Source organism: Paenibacillus harenae DSM 16969, assembly GCF_000422465.1.
Taxonomy (GTDB): Bacteria; Bacillota; Bacilli; order Paenibacillales; family Paenibacillaceae; genus Pristimantibacillus; species Pristimantibacillus harenae.
The window spans coordinates 152559-174761 of the sequence record NZ_AULV01000017.1; the positions used below are offsets into that span (position 1 = coordinate 152559).

A 22203-nucleotide genomic window follows, 5' to 3' on the forward strand; every position below is an offset into this window, starting at 1 on the left:
CCGTTTTCGATCTAATAGCTGATACTGGCTGCCGTTCAAAACATGGATGCCGGATTCGCGGATAAGCGAGTAAAGTCCAGCATAGAAGAATCCTCCGCGTCATCAAGTAAATCTACCATCAGCTTATAATACGCCAGCGCATCCTCGTTTCTATTCATTAACAGCAGGAGAGCGACCATCTTGGCATGCAGCCGCTCATCCAGCGGCAGCAGATGAACGAGCTTCCGCATCGGATCAAGCGCCATTTCGTGCCGATTTTGCTTGACGTAAACATCCGCCATTACTTCCAGCAGCTTGATATGGCTCAGCTCAAGCTCGGCCTGGCGCGGCGCCGCCCACCCATACCCGCTGCCGGCAAGAAAGCCGTCCCCGTACAGCCGGATGGCCCTAATCAAATGCGTCAGGGAATTCGCGCTCTCATACTGTAGGCATGCTTTCTCGTATTCCGCCACATCATCGTCCAGCAGGGCGGGCCACCGCAAGCAATAGCTGCCTCCCGCCGTCTTCATTTGCTCCACGATTCCGTGCAGGCCGCCAGCTTCAAGATCCTTCCGGAGCTGATATACCGTCGAATGCAGATTGACCTGCGCCCGCTCCACGTCCCGGTCTTCCCAGAGGCTATCCAAAATTTGAGCTTTGCTGACCGACTTTCCCCTCGCATGATGCAAATAAGCCAGCAGCTCCCTGCCCTTGGAGTTGCGGAACCGTACCGGTTCCCCTTCGGCCGTCGTGACGGAAAAAGGGCCGAAACTGCGGACGGCAAGCCTTCGCTCCGGAGATGATTCCGCTCCCTCGCGCCGGCTGCTGCGTTTCTCGAAGCGCTTCAGCGTTCTGGCCAGATCGTCTTCCACGATCGGCTTGAGCAAATAATCGAGCGCCTCCACTTCGAAAGCGTCGCGGGCATACTCCTCATGCGCCGTCAGGAAAGCAATGTGGATCTCCGGCCGGACTTCGCTCAGCCGCCTAGCCAGCTCCACGCCGTTCATTCCTTGCATCTCGATATCGAGAAACGCCAGATCAATCGGCTCCGCCGTCGTTAACACATATTCAAGCAACAGCCTCGGGCTGTCGAACAAGCCGTTAACCCGCACGCCTTCCATCTCTTGCAGCAGCTTGCCCACTCTTCGAAGAGCGGGCTGCTCATCGTCAATGGCGATCACCCGGATCATCGTTGTTCCTCCTCAACCAATTGTACAGCCAAGCTAACCGCCAAGTCTCCGCAGCTCACGCGGATCGGATACACCCGCTGCATCCGTGAGCGGAATTCGGAACGTCACCCTGGTCCCGCCTCCGGCTTCGCTCTCGAAATCGAGCCCTCTGCCGTACAGCTGGAGCAAGCGCTTGTGAATATTCCGCAGGCCGACGCCGCCTTCTCCTTCGGCTTCCTTCGAGAGAAGCGCCTGCGCCGCTGCCGGCATTCCCGCCCCGTCGTCTTCGACGGTGATGACGGCTTCCGTCCCGTCGGCACGAACCGTTACCGTTACCGTCCCGCCTTCTTCCTTCTTCGTCACGCCGTGCCGGACGGCATTCTCCACCAATGGCTGCAGCGTCGTCGGCGGCAGCAGCAGACACAACGCCTCGTCTTCGACTTCATACCGGACGCACAGCCTGTTGCCGAACCGGGCTCGCTCGATCTGCAAATAAGCTTCCGTGAGCTCAAGCTCCTTCCGAAGCGGAACCATTCTGTGCCTATTTTTAAAATCGAAGCTGCCCCGCAAATACCGGCTGAGATGAATAAGCAGATCATGCGAAGTTTGCGGCTCGTCCAGCGTCAGCGAAATGATCGTATTCAGCGCGTTATATAGAAAATGGGGTTTGATCTGCGCCTGCAGAAACGCCATCTCCGATCGGACCGATTCCTCCGCGGAGCGCTTCATCTCAAGCAGGGAGCGCGCCCTCGCCCGCAGTTCATGCGGATGAAAAGGCTTCGTCAAAAAATCGTTCGCCCCGGCATCGAAGCCGCACATCAAATCCTCCGGCTCGCTCCTAACCGTCGTCAGCAGCACCGGCAGCTCAGCCATCGCATAATGATCCCTTATTCGGCGGCAAGTCTCGAACCCGGATAGACCGGGCATCATTACGTCCAAGATGACCAGACCGATCCGACCGCCGAGCTTCTCCAGCAATTGGAGCGCCTCCAGTCCGCTCGCCGCGGTTACCACCTCATATGGCTCATCCGCCAATACCGTCTTGAGCACCCGGAGGTTCACCTGATCATCGTCGACGGCAAGGATCGTCTGCCCCGGCTTTACGGCGCCCGCAGGCTCCTGCGCCGCGGCAGCTTCGAATCGGCCGGATAATAACCGCGCAGCCTCAAAAGCGCCGAGCGCAGAATCGCTTTCATTCCCTGCCGCGTCCGTGACGCTTCTCTCGGCGACAGGAATCGTGAACGAAAAGACGGAGCCTTCGCCCGCCTTTGAAGCAACCGCAATCTCGCCCCCATGAAGCTCGATCAGCCGCCTTGCGATGCCAAGCCCGAGACCCGCCCCTCCGTATTCCTTCGCAATGGTCGTTCCCGCTTGCTCGAAGGATTGAAAGATAATTTCCAGCTTCTCCTCCGGTATCCCGATTCCGGAATCGGCAACGGCGATGTGCAGCATAGCGCCTTCCGCCCATGCCGACACGACGACTTCGCCTTCCGGCGTAAACTTTATGGCATTGCCGATGAGATTGTATACGATCTGCAGCAGCCGGTTCTCGTCGGCAAGCGCGGCAGGAAGCGATTCCGGCCATTCCAGCCTAAGCGTAACGGGCTTCTTCCCGATGTAATGTCGGAACACCTCCTCCTGAGCGGACACGACCGCCCGGACATCGACGCTCCTCAGCTGCAGCCGGACCCCGTTGTTCTTAAGGAGAGATAAATCCAGAATATCGTTGATCAAGTTGGACATTCGGCGCGCTACCGAAACGACCGCCTCGAGCTGCTCCCGCTGGTGGCCGTTCAGCGGACCCGACTTTCCTTCGGCCAGTGCCTGGGAAAGATTCAGAATGCCGTGCAGCGGCGTCTTCAGCTCATGCGACGTGTTGGCCAGAAATTCGTCCTTCATTTGGTTCATGGCGATCAACTCGTCCGACATCGTCCCGATGGTCCGGTAAGCATTCGTGAACCTCCTGGCGAGCTCCAGCGCTTCGATAAAGACAAGGAGAATAAAACCGTAAGGAACGAGCTGCATATCGATCCATATGATCCACCCGTCGCTGTACAAAATATCGTGCACGGCCGCAGCGACGAAGATGAACCAGCCCGATAACTGCAGCAGCGCGCCGCCGCGGCCGCGCCATAACGCCAGCGCGAATCCGTAAATAAAATAAGCAAGCGCAAGCAGCGACACGATTTTGAAATAGCCGATCAAGCTTGTGTAAAGCTCTGCGGGCAGAACGAGCACCGTCAAGGTAAAGCCGGTTCCGATCCAGAATAGCAGCATGGTTATCTTGCGGTTAAATTCTTTGGGGTACAATTCCCGGACGAATAAGACGGCCATCGTCACTCCGCCGTAGTAGGTCAGATATTCCAGCAATATAATGAGCCTAATATTGGCCTCCGGGTAGAGCTCGACCAAATAGATGCCGCCGACAACCCATTGACGGATGGCGCCGAGCAGGCAGCAGATACCGAAATATAAGGTCGAGCGCTCGGAGCGGCGCAGGAGGAACGCCGCGATCTGATACATGCCAAGCAAGGCGCATCCGCCGAATACGGCCATGTCGATGAAGGAATGGCGCACTTCCCTGTGCAGCATATCCCGCTCGGAGCCGAGCGTCAGGCTGTACCAGATGCCTCCCTCCGGGTAGAGCGGGTTCGCAACCTGAACGAGCAGGTCGAATTCTTCGGCCGGCGGTTTAAACGCAACCGTCTGCGGATGGTAAGCGGATTTCGTTCCGGCCTTCTCCGTCGCGACCGTCCCCGAACTTGCGATTTCCACGCCGTCCGCATAGATCTTATAGGCAGGAGCAATAGCCGGAATCTGCAAACCCAGCGAACCGGTGCCGCCATCCGTCAGCACCTTCAGCCGATAGGTTGCATAACCCTTTCCCGGCCGATCGCCGCGCGTCCACAAGCCGGGCACTTCCTCATGCAGGCCGGCATTCGGCGCGGCCAGTCCGGTTCCGTCCTCCGTTGTCAGCAGCCGCTCCCAGTGAAAGGACCAAGTTCCGTTCAGCCGGACGGCCCCGTCTTGATTCAGATTCCACTCCCGAAGATCCAGCACGCCGTCCTTCGCCCTCGGCGCGGCCTTGCCGGAAGCCGGCCAGAGGATAGGCAGAGCCAGCGCGGCGATGAGAATAACAATGATGGTCAACAATGACGCCAATCTGACTTGCCGATTTTGATACATGAACACCTTCACCGCCCGGTATGCCTTTTGCTTTACGCTAATCGGCTTGTAAGTAACTCCATCATACAGCACGGCTTGATTATCACGCTACCCGTATCGGGTAAACGGCAGGGGCTTTTTTGCACAAAAAAACACTCCTTGATTCGGTATGGGATTCTACTAATATTTCCATATTGGTATATGATTATGGGTAGGAGCGTGAGTTTCCTTTTGTTCAAAAATATCTATTGACCCCGTACCTAGGTACGGGGCTTACAATAAAATAAGCGGGAGGCGAACGTTTATGAAGGGATTAACGATGAGTCAAGTGGCCAAGGCTTCGGGAGTGAACATCGAAACGGTAAGGTATTACGAAAGACGGGGATTAATTGCGGAACCGCCGCGAAACGCATCGGGATATCGCATGTATTCCAGCGATGTCGTCGAAGATATCCGATTTATTAAAAGTGCCCAAGACTTGGGCTTTCTGCTTGAAGAAATGAAACCGCTCTTGTCCCTAAACAAGGGAATCGATGACTATCCAATAGAGGATATGTATCGATTCGCCAAAGCAAAGATTCAAGAAGTGGAAGAAAAAATCAGTCAACTGGTGCGTTTCAAGATGTTACTCCTGGAAGTGACCAAGCATCCCGAATCTTCCCTCCCTCTTCCAAAGAATCAATGTCCGGTTATTAAAAGAATAATAGATGGGAGGGGAGAACGATGAGTAAACGAATCGAAATTTTTACAGACGGCAGCGCCGAGAGCGAAGCTGTCGTCAAACAAGTTAGGAAGCTGGCTTGTCCAAAGTGTACGGTCCATGTCCACAATATCAACGGGGAGTGTGAGATGCGGGTAAAAAAATATGGAATTCAATCCGTACCGGCCGTTGTAATGGATGGGAAGTTAATTAATTTGAAGGCGCTGAAGCGAGGATAATCCCGTTTAGGGTCAATCATTTCAAATGGTTGACCCTGTCATCGTCTTTACAACCATAATGTGGAAATACGCAGCAGGGATAAAAAGGCCCGTGACAATTTCACGAGCCCTTGAAACTTCGTTCCCTAGGATTTCTTCTTTGCTCTAATAACAGCTGATTGAATATAATCCTCCAAATTCCCGCCTGGAGCCCAATCTTTAATGAATTCACGGGACTCGTCTTTTGGTTCGACGACGATATCGGAAAACCCGCTTGCTTGCAGCATTCCTTTAACTTCATCGACTGTAGAAGCCCCGGATATGCAGCTTGCCAGAGAATCAAGATCTCCTTTGATCTCTGCAGGCAACTCCGCCGTTGTAACAATATCGGAAATAGCAAGTCTGCCAGCGGATTTCAAGACCCGAAAAGCTTCATTGAAGACCTGCTGCTTATCAGGAGACAAATTGATCACGCAATTGGAGATAATGACATCGACGGATGAATCCAAAATAGGCAAGTGCTCAATTTCGCCAAGACGGAACTCGACATTCGAGTATCCATTCGTTAAAGCGTTATTGCGAGCTCTGCTGACCATTTCAGGCGTCATATCGACCCCATAGACCTTACCGGTCTCTCCTACTTGCTTCGAGGCAAGAAAACAATCGAATCCTGCGCCGCTGCCGAGGTCAAGCACGACTTCCCCAGGCTGAAGCGACGCAATCGCTTGCGGATTCCCGCATCCCAGCCCAAGATTGGCGCCTTGCGGTACCGTCGACAGCTCTTCGTTCGAATAGCCCAGCTTCGAGGATACATCATCTGCCGTGCCGCAGCAGCTTGAAGCCGATGAAGCCGGCGAACAACCGCTTGTGCTTTTGTTGTCTTGAATGGCAATTTCTTTATAGCGGTTGCGCACATGCTGACGCACCTGGTCGTTTTGTACTTGACTCATATTAAATCTCTCCTTTTATTAAATCAAATTATTTTGATTTATTGGGTTAAATGAAAACCCACGTCGTGGGCTTATGAACAACAATCGCTTGGAAGATCGTCCGTCTTGCGGAAGATGCAGCACAGTTCGGGAGAAAGCAGCCGGTTTACCTCGGAATGGTTTAATTCGTAGTAGCTCCAGGTGCCTTTCGCCTCGCGTTTAATGAGTCCGGCATCAAGCAGAATCTTTAAATGATAGGACAGTTTAGATTGCGGCATATCCACGATGTCCGTCAAATCGCAAACGCATACGCTGCCTTTCCGGGTCAATTCATACATGATTTGCAGCCGTTTTTGATCGGATAAGGCTTTGAACTTCGCTTCATAAGATACAAAATCAACGGTTTCTCCGGATACAACGTTCACTGGAATTTCTTTCATCATCGTTTTCGCCTCCGCTAACAACATGCCGGACAACAGGTTAATACCGGCTGCTTAAACACAGGTTCCTTATGCATTTCTTGTTTCTTGTTGTATAATTTCACCCATTTCCAAGCATGTCTTGCTTGTTGTTCCGCGTTTGCCTGTTGAAACTTCATTAACTTCTCGATTGCATAGTAATTGAACAATGAGCAACGCCACCGTTTCATCAAATTTTCTTGATGAAGTAAGTGTAGCATGGAGAAAAAAGGAAATCAAGGATTAATCAAAAAAAATTGATAAACGTATTCCCAATGACATTATTGCATCATCGGGAATAATTTGGTTTCGATACTTTTTTTATTACTAAACAATAGCTTCTGATCCGAATAAAACTTTATGGTTCGGAACAATACTTATTGCTCTATGCCCCGTTTTTTCACTTCAAAGCCTCGTCAAATGCATCCTCCATTCGACCGGCCTCTTCCGACACCGCGAATACAATAAACCGGCCTTTCGTCTTCAACACATGTTTTTCAATAAGAAAATACTCCACCGGGCGATAGTCTTGAAATTTGACCTTCTGCGCTTCGATTCGTTGCCGGATGTTTTCTAAGACGTTATCCGCTTCGATCGCATCCTTGACTTTGATGATTGCCAGTTCCTCCGCCTTTACATTGGACGAAGCCGTGTACAGCACGAAATCCTCCACGTTCTCCGCCTCAATGTGATATAACTTTTGCAATTTCCCCATGTCTCCCTGCTTCATATCTTCAAGGCTTGCCGCTTGTTGGATGTGTTCTGCCACTTCCGCGGCCGATAGTTCTTCCGAAGCCCCGCTGCCTCCGGAGCAGCCGACTAACCCCCCCGCCACAACAGAAACCGTAAGCATTATGGTCAAAAGTCTTTTCATCATCATTCACTCCGTGATTCCGTCAGATTTAAGATAAACGTATCTTCAAAAAAAGTATCGATATTATAAAGAACCAGCATTTCATGATATTGCCGATCCGCCGCCAACTCCGTCAACGACTCGCTGTAATATCGGAGATCGACGACATCGATCTCGGCGAAGTGCTCCGTCAGGAAAGGAATCAGGCTATTGGCATACGAATCCTTGACTACAAGCAGCTTCTTCCCGGCCGAATGAGCCGTTGTGATCCGGACCAAGGCATGGTTGCCGTTCAGGAATACCGCATACTTATCCTTCTTGTCCAGATTGTCCAGCTCGTACAGAGAATCCGTAATACGGCCTTCTTCCACGTACTCCACCTGCAACCGGCTTTCCTCTTTCGGCATGTAGAGGTCGATACGGTCGGGCTGCAGATGGCGGAAGCCGCTCTTCGAGTATAGCGATCCATAGAAAGCATTCGTCACTTGCCGGATATTAAACGCCGCTTCGTTTTTCGGAACGATCCTCATCTGCTCGCACAGCGCCCGATAGGCGTAATAAGCCCCTTTGGTCGTCCAATGATGATCCGTTTTATACAAAATAGATTCCTCCCGCTTCACATATAACGCGGGATACACATCGACAAAACGAATATCAGGCTGAAGCCGCCCAAGCATTTGCCGGACCTGATTCAGAACAGCCTGCTCATCCCCAACCGGCGCATACGCCGGCAATTTACTTTGAAGCAGCGAGGCGGCCGTCGGCGCCAGCATGATATACTTGCGGAGGCCGGGCGTTGCCTGGTGAAACGAATGGATCGCCTCCGTTCGCTCGGCCACGTCCGTCTCTTGCGGCGATGTGAAGGATTGGATGAGATAACCGTCCTCACCCAGGTATACGCCGTTGCTGTCCTTCTTGCCCAAAACCCGATCTGTATCGGTCTTGATCCCGATCCATGCGTCCCGGAATGCAAATTGATCGGTCGCATATTGCTCGTAATCAGTCGTGAATGACCCCGACATCAGCGATCGCAGCGAGAAAGACGGCCGCCTCTCCAGCACCCGGTTTTCCGATTCGGAGAATGCCTTGTCAGGCGTCAAGACGTTTATCACGGCCATCGCCCCGATAAACAACAACAGCGATAAGCCGGTTATGGATCGAACCCATTTGTCAAATCCGGTCAAGGTCGCACCCCCCTCAAAAGCGAAAATATAAGAACGGATTATAAGACTCGTTGACCAAATAAGCGGTCGACAATACCAACCCGATAATATAAAACGCGGTAACGACGATCACTCCTACGCGATTCCAGCGGATTTCCACAAGCACGACCATCTTCTGCGGAAGCGGCGTCGCGCATAAAGCCAGAAACACGAACAAGCCTCCGTACGTTAACAGGTCATAAAGCGCCTGGCGATCCGCCAACTCGTGCGCTCCGAACCCGAACATCGTCCCGATGAACGTCCATGCGGAAGGCAAATGTTCATACTCGAACAGAACCCATCCGATAATTACGATCAACAGCGTATATAGATGTCCTATCCAGTGCGGCCAACGCGTCAGCCGCTTCAGTAGAAACAACTTCTCGACGGTCACGATAAAACCGAAATACAAGCCCCATACGATAAAGTTCCAGCTCGCCCCATGCCATAAACCGGTTAAGAACCAGACGATCCAGAGATTTCTAAGCTGCTTGTGCAGGCCGCGCCGATTGCCGCCAAGCGGAATATAGACATATTCCCGGAACCAGGAGCCCAGTGAAATATGCCATCTGCGCCAAAATTCCGTAACGCTTCTTGAAATATACGGATGCTTGAAGTTTTGCGGCAGATCGAAACCGAACATCTTGCCGAGTCCGCGCGCCATATCCGAATAACCGCTAAAGTCGAAATAAATTTGCAACGTAAACGCCAGAATCCCAAGCCACGCGGAAAGAACGGTCAACTCCTCCAGCGGCGTGGACTTCGCGCTCGTCCACAACATCCCGATGTTGTTGGCCAGCAGCACCTTTTTGGCGAGTCCCCGGATGAACCGCTTCGCCCCTTCGCCGAATCGCTCCAGCGTCATTTTACGGGAGGCCAGTTGTTCAGCAATATCGCCGTATTTGACGATCGGTCCGGCGACCAGCTGCGGAAACATGGCCACGTAAGTACCGAAGGCTATCATATTTCGCTGCGGTGGCACTTTACCGAGGTATATGTCCGCCACATAAGACATCGTTTGAAACGTATAGAAGGAAATGCCGATCGGCAGCGGCAGATCGGCGGCCTGCACGTGTAGGCCGAACATCTCGCCCACGTTCTGAACGACGAACCCGGCATATTTGAAGAACCCGAGAATCGCCAGATTGCCGCAGATGGAGCCGATGAACACCGCTCGGGCTATCGATTTGCGGTTCCTGTACTTGTCGATCAACAGCCCGTTCGCATAATCGAATACGGTGGAAAAAATCATAATGACGATATATAGCGGTTCACCCCATGCATAAAAGACGAGGCTAGCGGCGAATAGAACGGCATTTCTCAGCTTCTTGGGCGACAAGCAATACGTCAACAAAGCGGCGGGTAAAAACTGGAACAGGAAAATCAGGCTGCTAAATACCAACGCTCATACCCTCCCGCTCCGTCACTTCACGCTTTGCTGCCGATCCGACGCATCTTTCAAATAATCAAGCAGGAGCGGATAAAATTTCGCTTGGAAGTGAATGCCGTCCGTATCGTACAGATCGGGATGACCGGCCACAAGCGGCGACAAATCGACATATCCGACCTGTTTCTCAGCAGCCAGCTCCTTCAGTCCCTCATTGTATTCAGCAATATTCCGATAACGAGGCTCTGTTTGTTCCGCTTCCGCCGTAACCGGAGTAACGGATAACAATGTGATCGTCGCATCCGGGAGTTCAGCTTGGATCTTCTCGATCAACGTTGCGTAGTGCGATAACGAATATTCCAGCGGATTATCGGTCGGCCACAATATATCGTCCGAACCCAACTGGATATAGATATGCTCCGGTATTCGACTAACTAATTCACCCATATCCTCCAGCGCGAATTGGGCCGTTTTCCCCGCACCTGCAAGGACATTCTTCTCTTCCAGCACCTCATGGTAAGACAATCCTTCCGTAATCGAATCTCCAAGGAACACACTCGTTTCATACAGCGACGCACGGGAGATTGGTTCCGGAGTTGAACCGTCCCCAGGCTGCCCGGAAGAAACGGCAGGTTGTCCGTTATTGCCGCATGCCGCTGCCAGTAAGACGACAATCGCGATCACCATCATTCCCACCAACTTGTTTTTATCCATCTTCATCGTTTCCCCTTTCTTATCCGTACAAGAGAAAGAGTATTCGATGGAGATCAAGATCACATGCAGATGAAGTGCAGATGGGGTGCAAATAAAAAAAAGTGCAGAACCGAGTTCTACACTTTCGTATTTTTGTTCAATTCGAAATAGAACAAGACGCCGTCCTCCGTATTCGTTGCCCCGTAAGACACCCCATGCAGCTCGAGAATCTGTTTGGAGATCGCAAGGCCGAGTCCGGTTCCGCCTGTCGATCTGTGGCGGGAATGCTCGCCGCGGTAGAATCGATCCCAGATCTTCTCCATTTGTTCGGACGGGACATGAACGCCTTTGTTCTCGATACTTATTTTGACTGCATCCTCTACTTCAACAGTCGAAACCACGATGTCATTGTGTTCCGGCGTGTAGCGTATGGCATTCGTCATGAAATTGACGATCACCTGCTCGATCCGGCGCTGATTGGCGACGACTTCGGCAGGGGCAATACGGGTATGCAGGCGGATCTTCTTGTCCGCGATGTCCGGCGCCAGCTTCGTACAGATCCGTTCCATGACTTGATCGATTCGGAAAACATCCATCTCCATCTTATACGTACCGGATTCGTATTTTGCCAATTCCAGCATATCGCCCACCAACAGATTCATCTTCTTCACTTCATCTTCCATCGCCGCAAAATAATAATCCCGCCGCGGGCTGTCCGCCTTGTCTTTCAAAATATAAAGGCAGCTTTCCAGCACGCTGATCGGCGTTTTCAATTCATGCGACACGCCGGATATAAATTCTTTACGCGTCTGCTCCAGCCGTCTTTCTTTCTCAATATCCTGTTCCAGCCGCACAATATGGGCGTTCAGCATATCCGAAAGCCGGTTAATGTTGCGCGACAGATTGCCGATCTCATCCTCGGTCTTGATCGGGATCTTGTTCGAGAAGTCGAGTTTGGCCATTCTTTGCGTCATCGTGTCCATTCGGAGCAAGGGAGCGGCGATTCGGCGGGAAAAGTAAAAGGACGCGAGCACAACGAGCAGCAAAGTTCCGACCACGATATAGCCATAATAATTTCGCATGATCTCCGCAGCTTCGCTCACGGGCTGCAGCGATGTCATCGCGAACAGGTAGGCGGGGTTCCCCGTCTGATCGACGACGCGCTCCACGAATATCTTATAATCGATATCGTTCTCTTCGTAGTCCGTTAGGGTGCTTGTCTGATCCGTGTTGTCTTCATACAGAAGGTCCGCCTGAAAAGCTTTCACCCGGTCGAGAAGTAAGCGGTTCGTATAGCGGGATGCTTGTTCGCCTTGCGGAATCCGAATCTGCGTAATCGTCCCGTGAACTAACGCGTTCGGATAGCGCTCATGGTATTTGGTCGGACTTTCGAATCTCGGGACAACCTCATACCCTTTGTTGACAAGCTGCTCATTTACCAGGCCGTTCTCCTCTCTGAGATTGGAGACATTGCGTCCGATCCGCTGTGGATACAAATGATCCCGAGTCACGATCCCTTCGATGGCAATCCGCTGCCCTTCATTCACAAAGATATCGGGGAACAGCGGGCTGTCGGCATTGGCCTCCTCCATATTCATAACCGTATACAACGGAATCGTGATCGTTTCGCCCGAAAGAACCGGGTTGACGTCCGAGTGCTCCAAACGAATCACCATCTCATATTCGTCCGTATATTTCAAATAGCCCCTCTCATCCAACAGGGCCATCCAGGCATTCGTATCTTGATAAAACGCCTGCTCCTTTAGTATTGCCGCTTCGGCATCCCCGGCATCGATCCATCCGTCTTGCCGATAAGACTGGAGGGCATCCTTCACCTTCTCCACCTTCTGATGCACATAAAACTGCTTGAAAAATAAGGTTTGTCCGATAAAAATGCTCATAATCACAAACAAGCATAAACCCGTCGTCAACAAAAACAGTTTGTATACAATGCTCGATCTCATGGCCTGTCCTCGAATTTATATCCGGAACGAACGACGGTGACGATAGACTTCGCATGATCTCCCAGCTTGCCGCGCAAATTGCGGATATGGCTGCTGAGCGTCCGTTCTTCGCCTTCGAAATCATAACCCCAGATTTTTGTAATGAGCTGTTCCCGGGTCAAGATGATGCCTTTGTTTCCCATCAGATAAGCCAGGATTTCGAATTCCGTATGCGTAAGATTGCAGTTCTCCCCGTTAATCGAGACGGTGCGCGAAGGCACGTGAATCATAATCCCGCCGCCGGACAGCATATCCCCCAGCCCTTGTATCGGCCGATTTTCCAACAGCCGTTTGCAGCGTGCCAGCAAGATGGGCGGACTGCATGGTTTGACGACATAATCGTCCGCCCCGAGTTCGAATCCAAGCAACGTATCATCCTCGTCCGAACGTGCCGTTAACATCAGAATCGGGACGTCCGAAACCTTGCGGATTCGCCTGCATACCGACCACCCGTCCATTTCCGGCAGCATAACGTCCAGAATGACCAGATGCACATCGTGCTCTTGAAATAACTCGAGCGCCTGTCTTCCGTCGCAAGCCTCCAACACTTTATATCCTTCATCCGTCAAGTATTCCTTCATAATCTCCCGCAAAACCTGCTGGTCTTCCACAATGAGTATCGTTTTCGCCATGCCGATGACCTCTAATCATTCATTTTTTCAAGTTGCTTATTACAAATGTTATCATGACATTGAAGACGCCACAATGCGCAGCTGACTCCGGCAGGCCGCTCTCCACGATGACTGAAGCAACATATGCATTTTCTCACATAGGCGACACGAAAGTTGACGGGTGAAGTTTTCCGCCTCTTGGTACGGTTACAAAAATAAGAACCTTGAGATTAACTTCAAGGTTCTTAGAAATTGGTGTGTGTCTATACAATATTTGGAGTTAAAAAATAGTCGGCACCATTCCCCCATCCATACGGATTGGAGAACCTTTAAATGCGGATGCATAAGGACTGCAAACAAATGCAGCTAGCCTGCCTATTTCAATAGGCTTGATAAATCGCTGTATTTCAGATTGAGGCAGGTTTGTAGTCATAAATTGTTTCTCTTTTTCCGAAAAAGTCATATCTTCATCAGGGTACATACCCTCAATGATTTGATGCACATTTTCAGAGAGTGTCGGTCCTGGCATGATCGTATTGACGGTAACTTCTGTTCCTATTGTTAATTTAGATAAGCTTTTTGACAATGATAACAGCATTGCTTTTGTCATGCTATACTGAGGCATTAGTCCCGAAGGCATAATTGCTTCTTCACTCGCAATAAAGATAATGCGGCCATAATCATTTTTCATCATTTTAGGTAAATAAAATTTGGATAACCCATTTGCGGCAAGAACATTAGTACGGAAATATTTTTCCCATACTTCATCGCGGGCATCCTCATATTTCATAATTTCATAAATACCCATATTGTTAACTAAAATATCGATATTCGGGTATTTTTCAAATAAAGCTTCCCTTTGCCCAATATCCACAATATCGGCTGTAGCATTTTGAGGAGAGGTAGACGGGAAATCTGACTTTATTTCATTTACCGTTCGTTCCACCTCTTCATCATTTCGTCCATTAATCAGTACATTAACACCTTCTTTGGCAAGTTCAATGGCAATTGCTTTCCCTATACCTTTCGTCGATCCTGTAACTAAAGCTGTTTTATTGATTAATCCCATATCCACAATCCATTTTCTCCTTTTAATTTACTTATAATGATCATTAAAAACAATCCTGTGCTCCGGTTAGTGATTATATTACCTTGTCAGGATTGTTCAGTAACTAGCATTCTGCGCCAAATTTCTTGTTTAACACGCCAAATAATAAACTAAGTAAATTAAATGCTAGCTCACTGCAGAATTGGTCAGGTTGGGAATTCTATTAATGATTAGTCGGCATTCCTTGCCGTCCTTCTGTTATCGAATTTGTACCTAAATGTTCGTTACGCCAATTTGAAGGAGTATTGCCTTCCCAAAGGCGGAAGGCGCGGTAGAACGAGTTCTGATCTTCATATCCGATCAAGAAAGCCACTTCTTTAATATCGAGCGAGGGGTCTGCCAAGTACTCTCGTGCCTGCTCATGTCTAGCTTGTGTCAACAGATGCTTGAAGCTCGTGTTTTCATCGGTTAGCCGGCGCTGCAAAGTACGATCGCTCATACTGAGCTCCTTCGCGACAGCCTGAATGTCGGGCCGCCCTCCTGCGAGGCTGCGTTTCATAATCGATTTGACAATCTCGGTAAATGAGCGGCTGCGCTGCTGTTCATCCAACGATCGGTCCAGAGCGGGAGTCAGGATCTCCAGCAGCTCTTCGTTGTACGAGACAAAGGGTCGGTCCAGATCTCTTCGATGAAGCGTCAACCGGTTACATTTTGCATCAATCCGGATACGGCAGCCGAAGTAAGCTTCAAGGGCCTGTACATCGCCCATTGATTGCGAAAATTCGACGAACCGCGCCGTCAAAGGTTGACCTGTGCCCCGGCGTCCAAGCTCCAGAATCCATGCCAGCGTGATGCCAATAAGCATCGGCGGTCCGGGCTGCTCGGTATATTGCCATTCCAGTTCGATTGTACAGTGCTCGCCCTCTTCGGTGATACGCAAGCTTTCGGGGGGGCACAGCTGTTTGTACCGGGCCATTTGGTTTAAAGCGTCGCGGTAGTCACGAGCGTGATAAGTCGCTAAGACGGTCGGCGGGTACTTCGCTGTTTCAAAGACGGCCGCAAGCCCGATGATTCCTTTGGCAGTGTCGCCGATGAGATCGGAATAAGCCTGCCAGATCGCGAAATATTGGGCGGTAGTAACTACCGGTTCAGAAATAATGGTTAGCGGCAGTCGTGCTTTGCGAGCTACGTCGTGGGCTGCAAGCCCTAATTGACGTAATCCTGCCCAAAATCCCGGCGGCATTTTAATATGGTCAGAGGTATGAGACTTCATACATAAAGGCCCCCTTTAGCTGCTTGCATATTCATTAGTTTTGGTTGTGAATGCTGAGCGTACCCTGAAGAGTCAATTGAATAGGATTCAAAACGTTTATTCCATCAGGATCGCTGCCGTTTCGTATCGTGCCGACTAACAACCTGTTGTTTAATTGGATTTTGGAATAGGAATACCTATCCAATAACCCGAATATTAGCTTAATGCGAAGCGATGGAACAGGGGCTGCTGCAACGATAGCTGCATGGCGCTCGAACTCCCTTTCCGGATGTCTATTTTCACTATAGTATATTTTAGATCGCAGGTTTGATCTATAGTCTACATTTGGATGGCCCGCTCGTTTTCCATTCGATCATCGGTACCCGCTCCACTCAAAGGTTGCGACCATACAGCAAAAAACAAACACAGTCAGGTAAGGATAACCCTCCCCGACTGTGTTTTTGTCCATAACGCGCTTAATTCATAAGAGAGGCTGCCGCCTCAAGCAGAATTCAACCTACTCTTGGGACAGCCCCTTCTTTGATTCAAAATTGTTTCGCTGCCGCTTCCGCTTTCGCGGTCGCTTTTTCTTTAATCGCTTGGGCTTGATCAGGCATCGCGGCCATACCTTCCACAAAAATTCCTTCAAACGAAGGGACGCCAATGAACTGCATGATCTTCTTCAGATAACTGTGCCCGCTTTCAAAGCCGGCAGCCGGCCCTTCGGAATATACGCCTCCGCTGGCTTGAATGTGAAGAGCTTTTTTATCGGTAAGCAAACCTACAGGACCGCTTTCCGTGTATTTAAAGGTTTTCCCGGCTATGCATATGGCGTCGATGTATGCTTTCAGGACTGGAGGAAAGGAAAAATTCCACATCGGCGACACAAACACATATTTATCTGCAGCGATAAATTGGTCCACTAGTTCGTTCAAACGGCTTACCTTGGACTTCTCGGCATCGGAAAGCTGATCAAAGGCGGTACCGGAGCGGAGCTTTCCCCAGCCGCTGAATATGTCCGTATCAAGCTGCGGGATATTCAATTGATACAAATCCAAATGAACGACTTCATCTGATGCATGAGCCTCGCGATATGCGTCAATAAATGCTTTGCCGACCGCCATGCTGTATGATGCCTGATGATCGAGCGGGTGTGCCGTGATATACAATACAGTTGTCATAAATTTTCAATCCCTTCTTTTGGTTTAATTCCGGTTTAAGTATCTACTCACACCTCAATAAATATTCTGGAGGTCGGATATTCGGAGAAGAAATACGATAAAGGACAAAATGCCGAGAAGTACAATCGGGAACGATTGTTTGAATGCAATTAAACTACGCATTTGCACGACGTTTCAGCTGCGCCCGATTTCCGATCGCAAAGACCAAGGTTAGGATTAGAAGAACGAAAGCAGGCATAGCTGCTCCCATACCTTGACCGGCTTGCAGATGTGAAAAAACAGCACCGGCCAACAGTACTACGAGTCCAACAGAAGCAAGCATGGCCAGTTTAGGCCTCCAAAATCCAACCAACAGTCCAATCGCTCCCAATAGTTCGCAGACACCCAGGAAATACATGAATCCTGTGGAATAACCCAAAGCAGCAAACGTTTGAACCATCATTTCATTTCCGGTTAGTTTCAGTGAACTAAAGAGAATAAAACCAACGGCAAGTAATCCTTGAATAATACGAATAACCCATTTCATCATACATTTCTCCTCTTCTATGGTTATTGTAAATCTTGTGCGCCAATCCCGATTCTTTTCATCAAACCAATAAGTTGTTCTTTCTCATCCTTGCTGATAAAAGAAAGATTCCTGGAAATGGTTGCAACGTGTTGTGGAAAAATCTCATCAAACAGTGCTTTGCCTTCTTCAGTAAGGACAACGTTAGACGCCCGTCGATCCTCCGGGTTTGATTGTCTTTCGACAAGGCCTTTTTTCTCCAGTTTATCCACGACATAAGTAATGCTTCCGCTTGGAATCGAAAGTTTTTCGCTGATTTTTTGAACCGGATGAGGACCTTTGCTGTAGAGCAGCTCAAGAATCATAAAATTTTCGAGACTAATTCCGTAGCTTTCAATATCCTTACGAATGTTATCGAACAAGGACATCGCAGCTCTTCTCCAAATCCGAAACAGCCTTAAATCCAGCTGAGTTTGTTCATCATGCGGATCGATAGAGACCACATCCTTTTCGGGAATGATTAATCATCTTGGTTTCTTGTATAACGGATAATCAACTTCAGTTGGAACCTCTATGAGTACAATCCGAAGATCCTGGTTTTTGGGCCTAATCGTGATGCTTTCACTATCTTCAGACTGAATGATGAAGAAATCTTTATTTTCAAATGCAGTCTCCGATCTCCCGATTACGCCGCCTTTACCTCTGATCGCCAAGCCAGCCAACGTCCGGTTTGATGAAAGGGCATGTGTATGGGTTGCCCCTGCCGTGATGTTCACATCGTACATGTACGCATCCGTAACAAGGTGCATAGGAGAACCCGTGCCAAGTATTGTTTTGACGGTTACGCCTTTATCGTGAACCGCTGGAAAATCCTCATGAGCATATTTGGAATAATGAGGCGGCCGTTTGAATGCATCATCCAGATAGGGCTCCAACCATATTTGGAGACCCTCTCCAGGCCCATTCATACCTTCGGCATGCCACATACCGGAACCCGTTTGCATCAGCTGGACGCCACCGGTACCAACGACGCTTTCCGTTCCCAGGGAATCCTCATGAAACACTTCGCCGGATAGGATATAGGTAAAAATTTCAAATCCCTTATGAGGATGAGCGTCAATACCGGCCGGTCCTGAAGCCTTCCCCCATGCCCAATAGAATAACGGGCCCAAACGATTTATTTGTGAACCCTCGCCTGAAAAGCCGATCGGTTTTTGTTCCGTGATCTTGCCGCTATCAAATTCACCAATTGCTTGATCTTTTGGTTTTATGATTTGAATGTTACTCATTTGTAATCACATCCTTCCTGATATAATTTGCAATTTTGGTTGATCTCATTTGTCCTACAACTAGGATATATTCATCCTAACATTAGGATTAAATTTAGTCAATAGGGAATCTGGGCAATCCAGTACCGACTGTTATAGAGATAATAAAACATCCTGCAGTTACCCGCAGGATGTTGATGAACTTGTTTTTTTAGATTACCTTCGACATGCTTTGATTTAAGTACGGCTTGTATCCATTTCATTCATACGATCCCGGCTCCACTCGCCTTTCTCCAAGCTCGGGAGGCAATGAACCTGGAATTCGTGATCGTGCAAAGTCTGGAATTCAGAAAAGAACTCGAGCCGCACGTATCCGGCGCGATCCGGTCGCTGCCTATGTCGCTCGAAAAAACAAATAAAGGACGTGTGACCATATGCTAGAATACAATCAACAGTTAGCTGCGAAAATCGCAGAACTTAAAGAGAAACTTTGATGCATTCATGGATTGTTACCTTAATAACCCGTCTATGAACTACTCCCTGGCATGCTGAAACGAGGGTTTATCCGCAAACGGCCGTTTTAAATAGGCAGACAAAAATTTCTCGGTAATATCAAGAACCTGCGGGTTCCAAAAGCCTGTCCCATGGTCAGCACCCGCCACTTTATAATACAAAACCCGCTGTCCATGTTCCTTTAGTGCTTTATACATCTCTATACTCTGATTAATGTGAACGACTTGATCGCTGTCTCCATGCATGATGAGAAACGGCGGAAGCTTTTTGCCCAAATCCTGATACATAGGGCTTGCCTTCTTCGCCAATTCCATATGATCCTTTACCCTTCCTCCAATAAACAAACCTTCAGGAGAATCGGCAGCATCATGATCCAGAATATCGTTATACTTCCCTAAAGTGAGCAGATCCGTGACTCCGTAATAATCGACTACCGCGTTCACTTCATCCGATTGTTCGCTATATAGCCCGTTGTCATATTCTCCTATCGTAAGCCCCGTCATTAATGAAAGATGTCCGCCCGATGAATCCCCCCATACGCCTACGCGATTCGGATCGATCCCATATTCATCCGAATGCTTGCGCATAAATCGGATCGCGCACTTCACATCTTCAACGGCAGCCGGGAATCGTGCTATATCGGTGTCCCTGATTTCAACACTGGCTACCACATAACCCTTTGACGCAATAAGAGAGAGATTTGGAATCCCAGCATAGATGTCCTGTTTTCTCCAAGCAGAACCTTGTACAAAGATGACAAGGGGAAATTTATATCCGCCCCGGTGTGGCATGATGATTTGCAGTCTTCTTACCACATCGCCATATGTCGCATAGACGACGTCAGGACGGTATGTGCAAGAATAATAGGTTCCTCTATCCGCATACTCGCCATACAAAACCTGAGTTCCTTCAGGCATTTCATTTGCCGCCATTTCCGCTGCTTTTTTATCCACGCTTTTCTCCCCTTTTGGAATGAATATAAAGAAAGTATTTTATTATCATTCGTCAAACACCTGTGTCTTCCTGCCATTTGGCCATCCCTAGGCGACTTTCCGCGACTAGCAAGCGGTTAATCGTACCCGTTTAGCAAAATTTTGATTTTTCACCGTAAGTATTCAGTGCCACTTGGTTGCTCTGTTGCTATGTGTAATAGGACTTTATCATCGACTTCTTCCCCTTTCTGGTTCCAATTCTCGATATCCATTATAGGGAAAGGGATGCCGGACGCCATGACTCGAAGTGGCTACATATTTGCCCAAAATTTTACTGTTCATCATGATCCGTTCTCTGATATACCAAATGATGAGGTACCTGGGGGGGAATGGACTCCGCCATACTGTCCTCCAGTTGGTGCTCGACTCGTTCCTCCGGAACAACAACCGCTCCAGACGGTCTTTCAACTCGCCGAGTCGTTCGAAGAACAGGTCGTCATCGACGCCGTTTCCTTCAAACTACTTGAGGAAGCGCTCACGCTAACTTTTGATGCTCGCGAGTTCTTTATCAACGGCAGACTCGATGGAGCAGGCCGACACAATTTGCGCTGTCAGGCATTGATTTTTTTGCCAAAATAGGTTATTTTATTGACAGCTTAGCGATAAGCAAGTTCCTGACACGAAGGGAGATGTGTTTTAATGGCAACTACTTATATGGTGGTTTGGTCTTAAAACTGAATAGCAGGCATACGCGAAAAAAGCGGGAAAACGCCCGTATTATTTGGTATGCCATCCAAAGTAACCTTTCGTGAATATTGCTGTTTGCAGGATACGATGAAGGTCGTATCTTTTTTTGCGTCCTGATGCCGCGCGACAGCAGCTTCTTCTTTAGAGGCTGCTTGTCCGTGGCATTTTTGCGTCCAAAAACAACATTAAAGGAGCTAACAAAAAAACCATGATGGATTTGAAAACCTATGGCTACACAGTCCAGAATAAAACGAGCTACCTCATCGACAAGAGGGCTCGAAACAAAACGATCACCATGTGGAGCAAGCAAACGAAGAAAAACGGAGGATATAAGAAATGAATATTAAATTCGAAACGCTGATCTATGCCTTAAGCCGACGGTTCAAGAAGGCTATCGTCTCGGCCGACTGCCAAACCATGCCGTTACAAGGCGGAACTGTGGGAAATGTGTACCTGGTAACGGGGATCGCAGAAACCGCGGATGGCGAACTATTGCCATACCGTATCGTGCTGAAAATCCAGAAGAAATGGGAGCGTTACGGCGATCCGGGTTCATGGCGCCGGGAATATGATCTCTATGCGTCTGACTTGGGAGCGACGTTCTCGGATGCCTTCCGCTGGCCGACATGTTATCACGCCGAGATCAATGCCGAAGAAAATAAAATCCAGCTGTGGCTGGAATATATCGATGGCGTAACTGGTTTAGACTTGACCGGTGACATGTATGATCAGGCCGCGCTGGAGTTAGGACGCTATCAAGGCAAGCTGTATGCGGAGCAGCCCGCCGTGCTGCAGAGCCTGACCAACCTGAGCCATGCGGATCTCATGAAGAATACGTATCTGCATTACCGGTCATGGCCGGTCGTCTACGATTATATACGCTCGGAGGACTGCGCATTCCCGCAGCACGTGCGGCAAATGCTCATCGACATCGATGAGCACGCAGACGAGATATTCGCCCGCATCGAAAAATTGCCCCTCGTGCTATGCCACCGGGACTTCTGGGTGACCAACCTGATCTATGCCGACGGGAAAATCGCGCTCATCGACTGGGATACATCCGGATGGGGCTACCTGGGCGAGGATCTCGCAAGCCTGATTGCGGATGAAGCGGATATCGATCTCATGGTCGAATACTACCAGCGATGTGTCCCGGCGTATTACAAAGGCTTTTCGGAGTATGCGGATGTATCCCCTATCGCCGATCATTGCGTCTACGAGCTGATCCTTCTCATATTCGGGTACAGGATTGTGGAGCGGTATCTCCACACAGAAGACGATGACGAGAAGACGAAGTGTGTCCATATGCTCCAAAAAATCTATGAAATGAAGACCAGTCCTTTGCAGGGTTGAATCTAGAAAAAGAACTCCGAAAACCCTTGAATGTAGT

22 protein-coding genes are annotated in these 22203 nt (G+C 49.4%); 5 read left to right on the forward strand and 17 right to left on the reverse strand.

Going from position 1 to position 22203, the window contains the following annotated elements:
- Positions 1-35 precede the first annotated feature (35 nt).
- Positions 36-1169, reverse strand: a complete 1134-nt coding sequence (locus tag H581_RS0105415) for a response regulator (protein WP_028609133.1) — start codon at positions 1167-1169, stop codon at positions 36-38.
- Between the two features lie 33 nt (positions 1170-1202).
- Positions 1203-4334 carry a hybrid sensor histidine kinase/response regulator gene (locus tag H581_RS33165; protein WP_051250477.1) on the reverse strand — a complete coding sequence of 1044 codons (3132 nt, stop codon included), beginning with the start codon at positions 4332-4334 and terminating at the stop codon, positions 1203-1205.
- Between the two features lie 283 nt (positions 4335-4617).
- Between H581_RS33165 and H581_RS0105425 the strand changes: the two genes are divergently transcribed.
- Positions 4618-5040 (forward strand): MerR family transcriptional regulator, encoded by a 423-nt coding sequence (locus tag H581_RS0105425; RefSeq protein WP_028609134.1) that lies wholly within the window; start codon positions 4618-4620, stop codon positions 5038-5040.
- Entirely contained in the window at positions 5037-5252 is a 216-nt protein-coding gene (locus H581_RS0105430; protein WP_028609135.1) for a thioredoxin family protein, read from the forward strand. The genes H581_RS0105425 and H581_RS0105430 overlap by 4 nt, the downstream gene beginning before the upstream one ends.
- Before the next feature lie 125 nt (positions 5253-5377).
- Here H581_RS0105430 and H581_RS0105435 read toward each other — a convergent pair whose 3' ends face one another.
- The 14 genes from H581_RS0105435 to H581_RS0105500 form a co-directional block, all read right to left on the reverse strand.
- Positions 5378-6181: an arsenite methyltransferase gene (locus H581_RS0105435; RefSeq protein WP_028609136.1), complete on the reverse strand. Its 804-nt coding sequence runs from the start codon at positions 6179-6181 to the stop codon at positions 5378-5380.
- 71 nt (positions 6182-6252) lie between these two features.
- Positions 6253-6600, reverse strand: a complete 348-nt coding sequence (locus tag H581_RS0105440; protein WP_051250486.1) for an ArsR/SmtB family transcription factor — start codon at positions 6598-6600, stop codon at positions 6253-6255.
- A 418-nt stretch (positions 6601-7018) separates the two neighbouring features.
- Positions 7019-7492, reverse strand: a complete 474-nt coding sequence (locus H581_RS0105445) for a DUF4358 domain-containing protein (RefSeq protein WP_028609138.1) — start codon at positions 7490-7492, stop codon at positions 7019-7021.
- A gap of 2 nt (positions 7493-7494) precedes the next feature.
- Positions 7495-8655: a DHHW family protein gene (locus tag H581_RS0105450; protein ID WP_028609139.1), complete on the reverse strand. Its 1161-nt coding sequence runs from the start codon at positions 8653-8655 to the stop codon at positions 7495-7497.
- 13 nt (positions 8656-8668) lie between these two features.
- The gene (locus H581_RS0105455; RefSeq protein ID WP_028609140.1) at positions 8669-10075 is read right to left on the reverse strand and encodes an MBOAT family O-acyltransferase; all 1407 of its coding nucleotides are present in this window, start codon (positions 10073-10075) and stop codon (positions 8669-8671) included.
- 21 nt (positions 10076-10096) lie between these two features.
- Positions 10097-10780 carry a GDSL-type esterase/lipase family protein gene (locus tag H581_RS0105460; RefSeq protein WP_028609141.1) on the reverse strand — a complete coding sequence of 228 codons (684 nt, stop codon included), beginning with the start codon at positions 10778-10780 and terminating at the stop codon, positions 10097-10099.
- A gap of 110 nt (positions 10781-10890) precedes the next feature.
- Positions 10891-12717, reverse strand: coding sequence for a sensor histidine kinase (locus tag H581_RS0105465; protein WP_028609142.1), 1827 nt, complete (start codon positions 12715-12717; stop codon positions 10891-10893).
- The gene (locus H581_RS0105470) at positions 12714-13388 is read right to left on the reverse strand and encodes a response regulator transcription factor (protein WP_028609143.1); all 675 of its coding nucleotides are present in this window, start codon (positions 13386-13388) and stop codon (positions 12714-12716) included. The genes H581_RS0105465 and H581_RS0105470 overlap by 4 nt, the downstream gene beginning before the upstream one ends.
- A 259-nt stretch (positions 13389-13647) precedes the next feature.
- Positions 13648-14442, reverse strand: coding sequence for an SDR family NAD(P)-dependent oxidoreductase (locus H581_RS0105475; protein ID WP_028609144.1), 795 nt, complete (start codon positions 14440-14442; stop codon positions 13648-13650).
- Positions 14443-14638: 196 nt separating this feature from the next.
- A complete protein-coding gene (locus H581_RS0105480) occupies positions 14639-15688 on the reverse strand; it encodes an AraC family transcriptional regulator (RefSeq protein ID WP_028609145.1) in 1050 nt (349 codons plus the stop codon).
- 524 nt (positions 15689-16212) lie between these two features.
- Positions 16213-16848, reverse strand: coding sequence for an FMN-dependent NADH-azoreductase (locus H581_RS0105485; protein WP_028609146.1), 636 nt, complete (start codon positions 16846-16848; stop codon positions 16213-16215).
- A 154-nt stretch (positions 16849-17002) separates the two neighbouring features.
- Positions 17003-17377 (reverse strand): DoxX family protein, encoded by a 375-nt coding sequence (locus tag H581_RS33170; protein ID WP_084134477.1) that lies wholly within the window; start codon positions 17375-17377, stop codon positions 17003-17005.
- A gap of 20 nt (positions 17378-17397) precedes the next feature.
- Positions 17398-17781, reverse strand: a complete 384-nt coding sequence (locus H581_RS0105495; RefSeq protein WP_051250479.1) for a MarR family winged helix-turn-helix transcriptional regulator — start codon at positions 17779-17781, stop codon at positions 17398-17400.
- A gap of 96 nt (positions 17782-17877) precedes the next feature.
- Entirely contained in the window at positions 17878-18642 is a 765-nt protein-coding gene (locus H581_RS0105500) for a pirin family protein (protein WP_036717844.1), read from the reverse strand.
- A gap of 288 nt (positions 18643-18930) precedes the next feature.
- Between H581_RS0105500 and H581_RS39240 the strand changes: the two genes are divergently transcribed.
- A complete protein-coding gene (locus H581_RS39240) occupies positions 18931-19062 on the forward strand; it encodes a hypothetical protein (RefSeq protein ID WP_281169512.1) in 132 nt (43 codons plus the stop codon).
- Positions 19063-19154: 92 nt separating this feature from the next.
- Here H581_RS39240 and H581_RS0105510 read toward each other — a convergent pair whose 3' ends face one another.
- Positions 19155-20087 carry an alpha/beta hydrolase gene (locus H581_RS0105510; RefSeq protein ID WP_028609149.1) on the reverse strand — a complete coding sequence of 311 codons (933 nt, stop codon included), beginning with the start codon at positions 20085-20087 and terminating at the stop codon, positions 19155-19157.
- Positions 20088-20363: 276 nt separating this feature from the next.
- On the opposite strand from H581_RS0105510, the gene H581_RS0105515 reads away from it, so the two are divergent.
- Together H581_RS0105515 and H581_RS0105525 are read left to right on the forward strand one after the other, a co-directional pair.
- The gene (locus H581_RS0105515) at positions 20364-20705 is read left to right on the forward strand and encodes a hypothetical protein (protein WP_028609150.1); all 342 of its coding nucleotides are present in this window, start codon (positions 20364-20366) and stop codon (positions 20703-20705) included.
- Between the two features lie 444 nt (positions 20706-21149).
- Positions 21150-22166, forward strand: a complete 1017-nt coding sequence (locus tag H581_RS0105525) for a phosphotransferase family protein (RefSeq protein WP_028609151.1) — start codon at positions 21150-21152, stop codon at positions 22164-22166.
- Positions 22167-22203 lie beyond the last annotated feature (37 nt).